Here is a 12,653-nt window from a genome sequence, read left to right as displayed (position 1 = left end):
GCATGCGGCACAATCGGACCGCATACCTCTTGCCGCCAGGATGGACCGGATGAGTGGACCCAGCTTCAGCAGCAACGCGCCGTTTGAAACCCATGTGGTGCTGAACCAGCCGCCACCGTTCGCGGGCCGCCAGCTGTGGACCGACGATGTGGCGTTGGCGGAGGCGGTGCATCGCGAGGGTGCCGGTGCCTTAGCGCCACGCCTGGCCGTGTACGGGGCCCTGGCCGGCGACGAGTTGTACCGGCTTGGCTTCGATGCCAACCGTGATCGCCCGCGGCTGCGTACGCACGATGCGCAGGGCCACCGCATTGATACGGTCGAGTTCCACCCTGCGTACCACCAGCTGATGTCCGCAGCGAAGCAGCATGGCGTGGCGGGTTTGTCCTGGCACGAGCCGCAGCCCGGCGCACACGTCGCGCGTGCGGCGCTGAGCTACCTGCACCACCAGGCCGAAGCCGGCACCAGTTGCCCCTTGACCATGACCCATGCGGCGGTGGCAGTGTTGCAGTCGCAGCCGCACCTGGCCGACTGGGCGCGCGAGGCCGCCGCGCCGGTCTATGACCCGCGCGACGTTCCGGTGGCGGACAAGACCGGCATCACGCTGGGCATGGGCATGACCGAGAAGCAGGGCGGCTCGGATGTACGTGCGAACAGCACGCGCGCCGAGCCGATCGATGGCGAACGTTACCGCCTGGTCGGCCACAAGTGGTTCTTTTCCGCGCCGATGTGCGATGGTTTCCTGGTGCTGGCGCAGGCGCCGGGCGGGCTGACCTGCCTGCTGATGCCGCGCCGGCTGGCCGATGGCGACCGCAATGCATTCAGGCTGATGCGGCTGAAGGACAAGCTGGGTGACTGGTCCAATGCGTCCAGCGAGGTCGAGTTCTGTGGCGCGCAGGCATGGCGCGTGGGCGAAGAAGGGCGTGGCGTGGCGACCATCATCGGGATGGTGATGATGACCCGCCTGGACTGCATGCTGGGTGCGGCCGCGGAGATGCGCATGGCGCTGGCGCAGGCGCTGCATCATGCACGCCATCGGCGCACCTTCGGCAAGCTGCTGGTGGAGCACTCGCTGATGACCAACGTGCTGGCTGATCTGGCGCTGGAGTCGGAAGCGGCCACGGTGTTGGCGATGCGCATCGCACGCGCGGTGGATCGTGCCGGTGTGGATGCCAATGAAGCGGCGATGGCGCGGTTGGGGACGGCGCTGGGCAAGTACTGGCTGTGCAAGCGTGCGCCGGCCTTCGTCAATGAAGCGCAGGAATGCCTGGGCGGTGCCGGCTACGTGGAGGAGTCGATGCTGCCCCGCCTGTACCGGCAGGCACCGTTGAATTCGATCTGGGAGGGCAGCGGCAACATCCAGTGCCTGGATGTGCTGCGTGCGCTGGCGCGTGAACCGGAGGCGATGGCGGCGTTGCGCGGTGAGCTGGCGTCGGTGGCTGACCGTGATGCGCGCTATGCAGCAGCATTGCAGCGTTGGGCAGCGGCGCCGCCACCGGAGGAAGCGCAGGCGCGGCTGTTCTGCGAGCGCACTGCGCTGCTGCTGCAGGCGGCGCTGCTGCTGCGTGCGCGCAGTCCGATGGCGGAGGCGTTCGTGCGTAGCCGGCTGGAAGGGGAGCATGGGCTGGCGTTCGGGACGCTGCCGGCGGGGCTGGAGCTGACGGCGATGCTGGCGCGCGCGCTGCCGTAGCGGCGGCCCACGCCGGCTCTCGACACCTACGCTGACAGATTTTCATCAGATAAGGCTCGGGCGCGCCATCCATGGCGCTTACGCCCCTGCGCAACCTGCCCGCGCGTCCTTGGACACTTTCCGTGGGCGCACACCACGGAATCAACAGAAGAAGCAGGGAGCGAAAAGCAGAAAAGCCGCGGCAGTGCCGCGGCTTTTCCTGTGGAGCCGAGCCGGTGCTCGGCTGCCGGTAAGGCTTAGTGCTTGGCTTCTTCCTTGGCGGCGTTGGCCTTGGCGTCATTGGCGACATCGCGGGCCTTGTCGGCGACCTTCTGCGCGGCGTCGGCGGTGGCGTCGCTGGCGTGCGCGGCGGCGTCGGTTGCGGCGTCCTTGGCCTTGTCGGCGGCGTTGGCAGTGGCGTCTGCGGCCTTGTCCAGCGCCTGCTGGGTATCGGCGGCGGCCTGCTCGGAAGCGGCGGCGGTCTTGTCGGCGGCTTCGCGGGTGGCGGCAGCAGCCTTGTCGACGGCGTCGCGGGCGGCAGCGCCGGCGCTGTCGGCCGCCTGCTGCGCGTCCTGCTTGGCCTGTTCGGCTTCCGGGCCCTTGCAGGCGGCCAGGGCCAGCAGCAGGGAGGCGGCCAGCAGGGTGGTGGTGATCGGACGAATCTTCATGGCGGTCTCCGGCACTGCAATGGATGGGGACGCCAGCCTATTCATGCCGTTGTGAAGACCGGGTCGCGATGCAGGGGCTTGATCGCCGGCATCCACGCAAAGAAAAAGCCGCTGGCGAACCAGCGGCTTTTCCAGAACAGCGTGAAGAAAGAAGTTATTACTTCTTGGCTTCTTCAGCAGCGTCCTTGGCCTTCTCAGCGGTGCCTTCAGCAGCCTTGGCAGCGTCAGCAGCAGCGCCGGCAGCAGCGTCGGTGGCAGCACCGGCGGTCTGGGCAGCGGCGTCGGTGGCGGCGTCAGCAGCGGTGGCGGCGGTGTCAGCGGCCTGCTGGGCAGCGTCGGCGGTCTGGGCGCCAGCAGCGGCGGCCTGGTCGGCAGCAGCCTGGGCTTCGGTGGCGGCTTCGTTGGCCGAAGCAGCGGCGTCCTGGGCAGCTTCCTGCTTCGAGCAGGCGGCCAGGGCCAGAGCCAGGGACATCGCGACCAGCAGCTTGTTGATGCTCATTGTGTGAATCCTCGTCGTTAGAATTAGGCAACGCGCATGCTGCGCGCCGACAACATGATGACAAGCCAAGATTGGGTGTCAAGCGATCCCGCATTCATTTTTGCGAAATCATCGTTAAATCTTTTTAAATCAATTCGATGGCGATTGCCGTTGCTTCGCCGCCGCCGATGCAGAGGGTGGCAATGCCGCGCTTCCCACCACGCGTGCGCAGAGCGTTGACCAGCGTCACCACAAGACGTGCGCCGGAGGCACCGATGGGGTGACCCAGTGCGCAGGCGCCGCCATTCACGTTGAGCTTGTCGTGAGGGATGCCCAGTTCGCGCATCGGGGCCATCGCCACCACGGCAAAGGCTTCGTTGATTTCGAACAGATCGACCTGGTCCAGCGACCAGCCGGTCTTGCCCAGCAGCTTGTGCAGCGCGCCGATCGGCGCGGTGGTGAACCACTCCGGTTCCTGCGAGTGGGTGGCGTGGCCGACGATGCGGGCCAGTGGCGTGATGCCTCGCGCGGCGGCATCCTCTTCGGTCAGCAGCACCACCGCGGCGGCACCGTCGGAGATGCTGGAGGAACTGGCGGCGGTCACGCTGCCGTCCTTCTTGAAGGCCGGACGCAGGGTCGGGATCTTGGCGATGTCCGAGCGCCCCGGCTGCTCGTCGGTGGCGACCTCGACCTCACCCTTGCGGGTGGCGACCTTCACCGCGACGATCTCGTCGGCGAACGCACCATTGGCCTGGGCAGCCTGCGCGCGCTTGACCGACTCGATCGCATAGGCGTCCTGCTCTTCGCGGCTGAACTGGTACTTGTCCACCGCGCACTCGGCGAATTCGCCCATGGCCTTGCCGTCATAGGCGTTGACCAGGCCATCGTGGGCCATGTGGTCGACCGCCTGGAAGTTGCCGAAACGGTTGCCGGTACGGGAGTTCGGCAGCATGTGCGGGGCGTTGGACATCGATTCCATGCCGCCGGCGACCACGATGCTGGCCGAGCCGGCCTTGATCAGGTCATGGCCGAGCATGATGGTCTTCATGCCCGAGCCGCACACCTTGTTCAGCGTGGTGGCACCGGCCGACAGCGGAATGCCGGCGGCGATCGCCGCCTGGCGGGCGGGCGCCTGGCCGAGGTTGGCCGGCAGCACGCAGCCCATCAGGACTTCGGAAACGTCGCTGGCCGGGACACCCGATTGTTCCAGCGCGGCGGCGATGGCTGCGGCGCCGAGGGTCGGGGTCGGCACGCCGTTGAACTGGCCGAGGAAGGAGCCGATGGCGGTACGCTTGGCGGCGGCGATGACGATGTTGGACATGGCAATCTCGTTGATGCGTAAGCAATGTTCGGAAAGGAGACCGGAGGCCGTTGGATGCGCCCCGGTTTCCCGGCAGACTGCGTGGGGGTCGGCCCAAGTATAGAGGGTCGGGGAGGGCTGCCGCTGTGCGGCGCCGAACGCCTGCCGGGATGAAGGCAGGCCAACGTTCACGGGAAGGAATCGATGGAGCGAACGATGATGGTGAGGTCTGTGCTGGCAACCGCGCTGGCGATGGCGCTGACGGCCTGTGGTGGAGGCGGCGGAGGCGGCAGCAACGTGCGCGTCGACCCGCCCCCGACCACGCCGACACCTCCAACCACGCCTCCGCCGACGACACCACCGCCGGCCAAGCCGCAGGAGCCGGCCTTTGATGCGCATCTTTCAGTCACCAACGCGCGCGCCGCACAGGCCGCCGGCCTGACCGGGCAGGGCGTGCGCATCGGCATCGTCGATTCGGGCGTGCAGCGCAACGCGGTGGCCTTGAATGGTCGCGTGCTGGCCAACTTCAATTACATCGATCCCGCCAGGAACAACCTGGCGGTTGATGACGTGGTCGGGCATGGCACCGCCGTGGCCAGCCTCGCTGCCGGCGCAGCAGTGGGGACCTGGCCGGGCGGTATCGCGCCAGGCGCCCAGATCGTCTCGGCAAGGATCATTTCCGACAAGCCGCCGACCGATGACGGCAGTGGCCAGGGCAATGCCTTCAGTGGGCCGCTGGGCGTGGCCCAGGTCCACCAGGACCTGATCAGCTACAACGTGAAGGTGATGAACAACTCGTGGGGCGGCCTGTACTGGACCGATCTGCCGACCACCGCGCAGGTAGCCGCCGAATACCGGCCGTTCGTGATCAACCACGGTGGCCTGGTGGTGTTCGCCGCCGGCAATGACGGCCGCAGCGAGCCGAGCAGCCTGGCCGCGCTGCCCAGCCAGAAGGGCGTGGCAGGCACGCTTCCGGCGGCCGATCTGGAGCGCGGCTGGCTGGTGGCCACGGCGGTGGACCCGTTTACGCCGGGCGCGCTGGCCAGCTATTCGAATGCCTGCGGCCAGGCGGCCCGCTACTGCCTGGCAGCGCCGGGCAGCGCGGTCTACCCGGATGCCAACGGTGGCAGCTACTACTGGAACTACGGCACCTCGTTCGCCGCGCCGCTGGTCTCCGGTGCGGCGGCGCTGGTCTGGCAGCGCTTCCCCTACTTCAACAACGATCTGGTGAGGCAGACCCTGCTGGGCACTGCCAAGGACATCGGTGCGCCCGGCGTGGATCCGGTGTTCGGCTATGGCCTGCTCGACATCGGTCGCGCGATCAACGGTCCCGGCCGCTTCGACTGGGGCGATGTGGTTGCCAACGTTGATGCCGGCTCGACCAACTCGATGTGGAGCAACGACATCACCGGCAGCGGTGGCCTGGTCAAGCAGGGCGGAGGCAAGCTGGTACTGGCCGGCAACAACAGCTATTCCGGCGCCACCCGCATCGAGCGCGGCATCCTGACGCTGCAGAACGGTGGCGTGATCCGTTCAAATGTGACGATCCTCGCCCAGCCCGACCCGGATTCCACCGGTCTGCAGTTCAACGGTGGCACGCCGCGGGTGATCGGCAATGTGGTCAACGGCGGCAGCGTGTTCCTCACCACCGGCAATACCACCGGCACCATCGAGGGCAACTACACCCAGCAGCCCGGCGCGCAGCTGATGATCGCGCTCGGTGCCAACGCACTTCAGGTCACCGGCAACGCAACGATCAATGGCGGGGTGCGTGTGCACGGCTTTGTCTCCGGCTATGTACCGCAGAACGGAACGCGCCAGGACCTCATCCACGCCGCGGGTGGCCTGAACGGCACCTTCAGTACCCAAGCCACTTCCACCGGCCTGCAGGGGCTGACCCTGGTGGCACCCACGTATGGCTACGACAGCAACAACGCCTGGTTGAACGTGAACCAGGTCAGCGTCACCGCCGCAGCCAGTGGCCTGAGCGCCTCCGCACAGGCCGCAGCGCAGCGCCTGGAAGGCGCATTCGCAGTGCTCGACGGCAACACCGGCCTGCAGGGATCGCCCTTCGGTACGGCAGCCGGTGCGCTGCAGTGGGCCGGAGGCGGCCAGCAGGGCCTGGCCGACAGCCTGCAGAGCCTGTCCGGCCAGGCGCATGCCCGCGCCGAGGCCGCCACCTTCGACAGCATCGACATGTCGCGGCGTGCGATTGCCGAGCGCTTCGATCGTGTACAGGCCACCCCGCGCCTGCGCGGGAGCTGGCAGAGCGCGCTGGGTGAGGCGGGGCAGGGCAGCTTCGCCGGCAACGCCGCCGACAGCCGGGGCTGGATGGCCGGCCAGGATCTGCCGCTGGGCGGCAACGGCCTGATGGGCGTCGCCTTCGGTGAGACCCGCAGCAATGGTGGCAGCAGTTTCGGCGGTGATCGCGGGCGTGATCGCCAGGCGCAGGCACAGTTGTACGCTGGCTGGAACCTGGGGCGTGGCTATGCGCTGGCCCAGTTCGGCAGTGGCCAGTTCACCCGCGCGCTGGATCGCCAGCTGCTGCTGGGTGCGGGCGCCTATGGTGTCTCGGCGCGTTACGGCGGGCGTTTCAGCAGCGCCAGCGTGGAAGGCGGATATCGCCTGGGCCGCGCAGGCGCTTCGGTGACGCCCTACCTCGGTGCCAGCACCACGCGTGTCGATACCGATGCGTTCAATGAGCTGGGCGGTTTCGGCTTCGGCCTGCGGGGTGATGCCACCCGCGCGCAGCGCAGCCAGATGCTGGCCGGCATCCGTGGCGAGCGGGGCTGGGGGCGTTGGAACCTGCGCGGACACGCCGAGTGGCAGCAGCGGCTGGACGGCGGTGACGCCGATTGGCAGGCCAGTTTTGTCGGCGTGGATGCCTGGGCGCCGCTGGCAGGCTGGAATGCGCCGCGCGGCAGTGCGCTGATCGGCGTCGCGCTGGAATCGTGGTGGGGCCGCAATGGCCGCTTGAGCCTGGGTTTCGACCAGCGTATCGGTGGCGAGGGCGCGCGGCAGGCTGCGTTGCGCTACAGCACCGGGTTCTAGCAATCGGTCGCGCCGGGAAGGCTCCCGGCGCGACGTCTGCAGCCTCAGCCGCCGCGCAGGTTGCCCAGGCGCGGAGTGCTGCGGCCCAGCGGCATCTTCAGCTTGCCGATCGACAGGATGCGGCTTTCCGCAATGCGATCGGCTGCCCGCTGCGGCGCGATGTTCTCGCGCTGCGACAGTTCGAAGATGCGGGTGAGGTTGTGGTAGATGCTGCGGATCAGTCGCATCGCGCGTTCGCGGTTGTAGCCGTCGATCTCCAGCGACACGTTCATCACACCGCCGGCGTTGACGGCGTAGTCCGGGGCGTAGAGGATGCCGCGCGCATGCAGTTCGTCGCCGATCTCCAGGCTCGACAGCTGGTTGTTGGCCGTGCCGCAGATGATCTTGGCCTTGATCCGCGGCAGCGTGTCGGCGTTGATCGCGCCTTCCAGCGCACACGGTGCGAACACATCGGCGTTCACTTCGTGGATCTCGTCCGGCTTGACCGCCTCGGCGCCGAAATCGCTGACTGCACGATCAACCAGCGCACTGTCCAGGTCGGTGACATACAGCTTGGCGCCGCGGTCACGCAGCAGTTTCACCAGTTCCATGCCGATGTGGCCCAGGCCCTGCACCGCGATGCTGGTCTTGCCTACTTCCTCATGGCCGAACTTGAAGCGCATCGACGCCATCAGTGCCTGCAGTGCGCCGTAGGCCGTGAAAGGCGCCGGATCGCCGGAGCCACCATGGACCTGGTGCACGCCGGTCACGAACTGGCTCTCCAGGTAGATGTTCTCCATGTCGTTGACGTCGGTGCCAACGTCCTCGGCGGTGATGTAGCGGCCGCCCAGCGAATCGACGTAGCGGCCGAAGGCGCGGAACAGTACCTCGGTCTTGTCCGTCTTCGGATCGCCGATGATCACCGCCTTGCCGCCGCCCACGTTGAGCCCGGCCAGCGCATTCTTGTAGGTCATCGTCCGGCTCAGCCGCAGCACATCGGCCAGCGCCTCGTCGGTGCTGGCGTAAGGGCGCATGCGCACGCCGCCCAGGGCGGGGCCCAGGGTGGTGTTGTGGATGGCGATGATCGCCTTCAGGCCGGCATCGTGGTTGTGGCAGAACACCACTTGTTCGTGGCCGGTGGTGGCGAGGGTTTCGAATAGCATGGCGTCTCCGATGGCGCGAACAGCGGCGAACTGCAGCGAACGGCCAGTGAACGGTAGGGTCCCAAAACAAAAAAAGCGACGTCGTCAGTGCAGGGGGACGGGTCGCGCGGCGCCATTCTAGTCCATTCCCCCGGTCGCTGCCGTCGACATCGGCGCCCTTCCGGTTAAAGAAGATGAAAGTGCGGCCGATGCTGCGACGACGGCGGGTGGCCGGATTCGCGTGAAGAGGCAGGGCGGTCAGTGACGGCAAGGGCACCACAACGACAGGGCAGGCGGCGATGACGCCGGCCTGGTGGCGATCGCTGCGCGGCTGGCTGGCGCGTTCGACCGGGGCGGCTCCGTTGCGCCTGGCGGCCGTATCGCGACAGGCGGTCGCTGCTGCCGCAGCCAGCCTTCAGGGCGAGGCCCTGCAGGCCGGTGAGATCGCCGCCCACCTGCAGCGCGGCCTGCATGCACTTGCCCTGTACCCACGGCTGGCTGGCGAGCCTGCCCCCGTGCAGGATCCGGCACTGGGCGAAGCGGTGGCGCGCGCGCTGCAGGACCGTGACTGGGCCGCCCGGCACCTGCCACGGCGCCCGCAACTGCTGCCGCAGCTGATCCAGACCGTCAACGACGATGCCGCCTCGGCACGGGTGATGGCGGCGATCATCGGCCAGGACCCGGTGCTGACCGGAAATCTGCTGCGCATCGCCAACAGCCCGGCCTACAAGGTGCATGAGCGGCCGGTGGAAAGCCTGCAGCGTGCGGTGACCCTGGTCGGTACCGAGGGCGTGCGCCAGATCATCAGCGCAGTGCTGGTGCAGCCGGTGATGCAGGTGCAGTGCGGCATGTTTCCGCAGTTCAGTACGATCATCTGGGAGCACGCACTGCTGGCTTCGCGTGCGGCCGCCGATCATGCGCGCACGGTCACCTTCGGTGATGCCTTCGCTGCGCAGTGGCTGGGCCTGGTGCAGGGGCTGGGGTCAGCGCTGGTGATGCGCCAGCTGCTGCAGGAAGCGCAGGCACGCGACGAAACCGTGGAGCCGGCGCTGGCCCTGCAACTGCTCCAACAATGGTCGTTGCCGCTGGCACAACGCGTGGCTGCAGCCTGGGAGCTGCCCGAGCCCGTGCACCAGGCACTGGCGCCGGAGGCCGATGGCCCACTCGCCGACAGCCTGCGTCTGGCCAGCGCTGCGGCGGCAGCCAGCCTGCTGTGCCGGCATGGACATGCCAGCCAGAGCCGCATGCTGGCCCTGCTCGAACAGTTGCCTTCAGCGCCGCCGCATGCCCTGCGTTGGATCTGGCGGCGCCTGCATGGACGCAGCGTGGAAACACGTGATGAGGCCGGACAGGAAGAGGCGGGTCCAACGCCCTGAGCGCTACAGCTGCGATTCGACCGGCAGCCAGCTGATCACCCGCGACAACCAGCGTTTGCGCGCCGTTGCCCCCGGCTCGGCCTCCACCCAGTGCGGTGGCGGTTCGCGCTCCAGCCAGCGCAACCGGCGACGGTCATCCAGCGCCAGCCACCAGCTGTGCCTGGGATCAGCCAGGCGCAGGTACTCGTCCCGCAGCTGTGCGCCCAGCACCGGATCGTCGAACAGCACGCCCATCTCGGTGTTCAGATAGGCCGAGCGCGGGTCGAGGTTGAACGAACCGACAAAACCGCGGCGGTCATCGACCAGGAACGCCTTGGTATGCAGGCTGGCGCCGCTGCTGCCGAACACGCCGGCATCGCCGGACTGCCCTTGTGCCTTCAGTTCGTAAAGGTGGACGCCGGCTTCGAGCAACGGCACGCGGTGGCCCATGTAGCCACCATGTACGGCGGCGACGTCATTGGCGGCCAGTGAGTTGGTGACCACGCCGACCTGCACGCCCCGCCCGGACATGGCCGAAAAGCCATCCAGGCCCTCGTTGCCGGGAACGAAGTAGGGCGAGATCAACAGGGCCTTGTGCCTGGCGGCCTGCAGCTCGCTGATCAGGGTCGACACCAGCCAGGCAGCGCGATCGTCCTTGCGGTGCTTCATCGGCGGGTCGGACACGATGCGCACTGCACCGCTCCAGTGCAGCGGCTCGGGGCTCGGGCGCTGCCGCTTGCGCGATTCGGCCACGCGCGCCAGGTACGGCCGGGCCACGTCCCGCTGCGCCTCATGGTCCGATTCGCGCACCAGCAGGCGCAGCTGTGCGTCGGTATGGAAGGCAAGCGCGGATACCGGAATGGCGGTTTCGCTGTTCCAGTAGTCGTCGAAGATGCGGTTGGCCTGCTCCACGGCGGGGCCGGCGACCAGCAGGTCCAGATCCTGGAAGTTCACATCGGTGCGCGCGCTGAAATACTCCTCGCCGATGTTGCGGCCACCGACGATCGCGACGCGGCCATCGGCGATCCAGCTCTTGTTGTGCATGCGGTGGTTCACGCTGAAGAAGCGCTGCACCATCTCCACCATGCGCAGGATGCCGGTCCGGTTGCGGAACGGGTTGTACAGGCGGATCTCGATGTTCGGATGCGCATCGAGCGCCATCATCAGCGCGTCCTTGTCCTTGGCATTCATGTCATCAAGCAGGATGCGCACGCGCACGCCGCGCTCGGCGGCGTCATACAGCGCCTTGGCCATCAGGTGGCCGATCAGGTCGTCGTGCCAGATGTAGTACTGCAGGTCCAGGCTGCGGCCTGCGTGCGTGGTGATCATCGCGCGTGCGGCGAAGGCATCCATGCCATCACTGAGGAAGGCCACGCCGGACTGGCCGGGATGGGCCTCCTGCAATGGCACGATCTGCTGGTCGATGCGGGTCTGCGCCGGCTGCAGTGGCAGCACATGCGAACGCGTGCCCCGTGCCTGCGGCGTGAGGTGGTCGGCCAGCAGCAGGCCGGACAGCACCAGCAGCACCAGCGCAGCGAGAATGATTGCAGCGATGCGCAGCAGGCGTCGCCACAGCGGCTTGGGCAGGCTCATGCCCCGATGGTAGAGCCACGCCATGCGTGAAGGAATGCCTGCACGATCGACAGGGGGTCAGAGCCCTTGCCTTCGGCACGGGATCCCACCCCGAGGGGGCGTCACCGATGGGGTCGGATCCCATTCCACAGGAAAGGGCTCTGACCCGCACACCTCAGAACCGCTCGTCGCTGCCCAGGTAGCGCCACTGCCCCGGCGGCAGCGGCCCCAGCGCCACGCGTCCGATACGCAGGCGGCGCACCCCGGTCACCTGCAGCCCGGCGGCCGTCACCGCTGCACGCAGGCCCTTGGCGGTAAGCCCCTTGCCGGCAAAGCGCAGGCGTTGTTCGCTCTGCCAGCTGACCTTGCCGCCGCCGGCCTCCTGCTGCAAACGCGCCATCAGCCATGGCCCACGCTCCGGGCCGCCCTCGGCCACTTCGATCAGGTATTCCTGTTCGGTGCGGCCAAGATTGCGCTGCAGATGGGCCAGCGTGGCCGGATCCTGGCTGACCACCACCAGGCCGCTGTCGCTGGCCGGAAGCGAGGCGGCCAGCTGCAGGCCATGGAAGTGACGCTGCAGCGGACGGATGTCGCTGGCATCGAGTTCGCTGCGGCTGTCACTGCTGACCAGCGCACACAGGGTCTCAGCGGCAACGCCGGCCGGCTTGTTCAACAGCATGCTGACCCGCTCGGCCTTTTCATCGCTGGCCTGCTCGGCCACAACGATCACCGCGCTGTCATCGACCGGGCGCTGCGGCTGCTCCACCACGTCGCCGTTGACCGTGACCCAGCCGCCTTCGATGTAGCGTCGCGCTTCGCCGCGCGGGATGCCGAGCAGGGCGGACAGGCGTTTGTCGAGACGGATCGGTTCCATGGCGGCAAGGTCGGGCAGGGGGCGCGCAGTGTAGCTGCTGCGGCCGGTCAGCGCTGGCCGCGGTTGGCCAGCTCGGTCAGGTACAGGCGGGTATCGAACTCCAGCTGCAGGTAATCCGGCTCCATGTGCTGGCACAGCTGGTAGAAGGCCTTGTTGTGGTCGGCTTCCTTCAGGTGGGCCAGCTCATGCACCACGATCATGCGCAGGAACGCTGCTGGTGCCTGGCGGAACACGGTGGCGATGCGGATCTCGCGGCTGGCCTTGAGGCGGCCGCCGTGCACGCGGGAAATGGCGGTATGAGTGCCCAGCGCGTGCTTGATCACTTCCAGCGTGTTGTCGTAGCAGACCTTGTTGAGCGGCACCGACTTGCGCAGGTAGCGGTCCTTCAGTTCCTGGGTGTAGTCGTACAGCTGGCGGTCGCTGCGCACCTCGTGGGGGTCGGGATAGCGCTGCTGCAGCCAGGGGCCGAGCTTGCCCTGCGCCAGCAGTTCGCTGACCTGGGCGACCAGGGGTTCGGGATAGCCGGTGAGGTACTTCAGGACTGCCATGCAGGGGCGGCGGGGCGTCG

10 protein-coding genes are annotated in these 12,653 nt (G+C 67.8%); 3 read left to right on the top strand and 7 right to left on the bottom strand.

Annotated elements, in window-relative coordinates; genetic code table 11:
• Positions 1 to 49: 49 nt before the first annotated feature.
• The gene (locus Q9Q79_RS14980) at positions 50 to 1,687 is read left to right on the top strand and encodes an acyl-CoA dehydrogenase family protein (RefSeq protein ID WP_201864148.1); all 1,638 of its coding nucleotides are present in this window, start codon (positions 50 to 52) and stop codon (positions 1,685 to 1,687) included.
• A gap of 236 nt (positions 1,688 to 1,923) precedes the next feature.
• On the opposite strand, the gene Q9Q79_RS14975 is transcribed toward Q9Q79_RS14980, so the two are convergent.
• The 3 genes from Q9Q79_RS14975 to Q9Q79_RS14965 form a co-directional block, all read right to left on the bottom strand.
• On the bottom strand, positions 1,924 to 2,334 hold the full coding sequence (locus Q9Q79_RS14975; protein ID WP_005410582.1) for a hypothetical protein: 411 nt from the start codon (positions 2,332 to 2,334) through the stop codon (positions 1,924 to 1,926).
• A gap of 157 nt (positions 2,335 to 2,491) precedes the next feature.
• Positions 2,492 to 2,833 (bottom strand): hypothetical protein, encoded by a 342-nt coding sequence (locus Q9Q79_RS14970; RefSeq protein WP_005410581.1) that lies wholly within the window; start codon positions 2,831 to 2,833, stop codon positions 2,492 to 2,494.
• A 124-nt stretch (positions 2,834 to 2,957) separates the two neighbouring features.
• Entirely contained in the window at positions 2,958 to 4,133 is a 1,176-nt protein-coding gene (locus Q9Q79_RS14965) for a thiolase family protein (RefSeq protein ID WP_005414213.1), read from the bottom strand.
• Between the two features lie 183 nt (positions 4,134 to 4,316).
• Here Q9Q79_RS14965 and Q9Q79_RS14960 point away from each other — a divergent pair, with 183 nt between their 5' ends.
• The gene (locus Q9Q79_RS14960) at positions 4,317 to 7,163 is read left to right on the top strand and encodes an autotransporter serine protease (protein ID WP_024958251.1); all 2,847 of its coding nucleotides are present in this window, start codon (positions 4,317 to 4,319) and stop codon (positions 7,161 to 7,163) included.
• A 44-nt stretch (positions 7,164 to 7,207) separates the two neighbouring features.
• Here Q9Q79_RS14960 and Q9Q79_RS14955 read toward each other — a convergent pair whose 3' ends face one another.
• Entirely contained in the window at positions 7,208 to 8,305 is a 1,098-nt protein-coding gene (locus Q9Q79_RS14955; RefSeq protein WP_005410578.1) for a Glu/Leu/Phe/Val dehydrogenase dimerization domain-containing protein, read from the bottom strand.
• A gap of 278 nt (positions 8,306 to 8,583) precedes the next feature.
• Here Q9Q79_RS14955 and Q9Q79_RS14950 point away from each other — a divergent pair, with 278 nt between their 5' ends.
• Positions 8,584 to 9,660, top strand: a complete 1,077-nt coding sequence (locus Q9Q79_RS14950) for an HDOD domain-containing protein (RefSeq protein WP_005410577.1) — start codon at positions 8,584 to 8,586, stop codon at positions 9,658 to 9,660.
• A gap of 3 nt (positions 9,661 to 9,663) precedes the next feature.
• Here Q9Q79_RS14950 and Q9Q79_RS14945 read toward each other — a convergent pair whose 3' ends face one another.
• The 3 genes from Q9Q79_RS14945 to Q9Q79_RS14935 all read right to left on the bottom strand — a co-directional run bounded on the left by Q9Q79_RS14945 (position 9,664) and on the right by Q9Q79_RS14935 (position 12,633).
• Positions 9,664 to 11,256, bottom strand: coding sequence for a phospholipase D family protein (locus Q9Q79_RS14945; protein ID WP_043035441.1), 1,593 nt, complete (start codon positions 11,254 to 11,256; stop codon positions 9,664 to 9,666).
• A 130-nt stretch (positions 11,257 to 11,386) separates the two neighbouring features.
• A complete protein-coding gene (locus Q9Q79_RS14940) occupies positions 11,387 to 12,085 on the bottom strand; it encodes an RNA pseudouridine synthase (RefSeq protein WP_043035442.1) in 699 nt (232 codons plus the stop codon).
• Positions 12,086 to 12,132: 47 nt separating this feature from the next.
• On the bottom strand, positions 12,133 to 12,633 hold the full coding sequence (locus tag Q9Q79_RS14935; RefSeq protein WP_043035443.1) for a M48 family metallopeptidase: 501 nt from the start codon (positions 12,631 to 12,633) through the stop codon (positions 12,133 to 12,135).
• Positions 12,634 to 12,653: the final 20 nt, after the last annotated feature.

Origin of the sequence: Stenotrophomonas sp. a6 (genome assembly GCF_030913325.1) — a bacterium.
Lineage (GTDB): Bacteria > Pseudomonadota > Gammaproteobacteria > Xanthomonadales > Xanthomonadaceae > Stenotrophomonas > Stenotrophomonas maltophilia.
The sequence above is the reverse complement of the archived record's forward strand: the minus strand, read 5'-3'. Positions and strand labels throughout refer to the sequence as shown.

Coding starts and splice junctions, on each gene's coding strand:
- Q9Q79_RS14945 (WP_043035441.1), bottom strand. CDS start 11,256: ATGGCGTGGCTCTACCATCGGGGCATGAGCCTGCCCAAGCCGCTGTGG.
- Q9Q79_RS14955 (WP_005410578.1), bottom strand. CDS start 8,305: ATGCTATTCGAAACCCTCGCCACCACCGGCCACGAACAAGTGGTGTTC.
- Q9Q79_RS14980 (WP_201864148.1), top strand. CDS start 50: ATGAGTGGACCCAGCTTCAGCAGCAACGCGCCGTTTGAAACCCATGTG.
- Q9Q79_RS14970 (WP_005410581.1), bottom strand. CDS start 2,833: ATGAGCATCAACAAGCTGCTGGTCGCGATGTCCCTGGCTCTGGCCCTG.
- Q9Q79_RS14950 (WP_005410577.1), top strand. CDS start 8,584: ATGACGCCGGCCTGGTGGCGATCGCTGCGCGGCTGGCTGGCGCGTTCG.
- Q9Q79_RS14965 (WP_005414213.1), bottom strand. CDS start 4,133: ATGTCCAACATCGTCATCGCCGCCGCCAAGCGTACCGCCATCGGCTCC.
- Q9Q79_RS14960 (WP_024958251.1), top strand. CDS start 4,317: ATGGAGCGAACGATGATGGTGAGGTCTGTGCTGGCAACCGCGCTGGCG.
- Q9Q79_RS14935 (WP_043035443.1), bottom strand. CDS start 12,633: ATGGCAGTCCTGAAGTACCTCACCGGCTATCCCGAACCCCTGGTCGCC.
- Q9Q79_RS14940 (WP_043035442.1), bottom strand. CDS start 12,085: ATGGAACCGATCCGTCTCGACAAACGCCTGTCCGCCCTGCTCGGCATC.
- Q9Q79_RS14975 (WP_005410582.1), bottom strand. CDS start 2,334: ATGAAGATTCGTCCGATCACCACCACCCTGCTGGCCGCCTCCCTGCTG.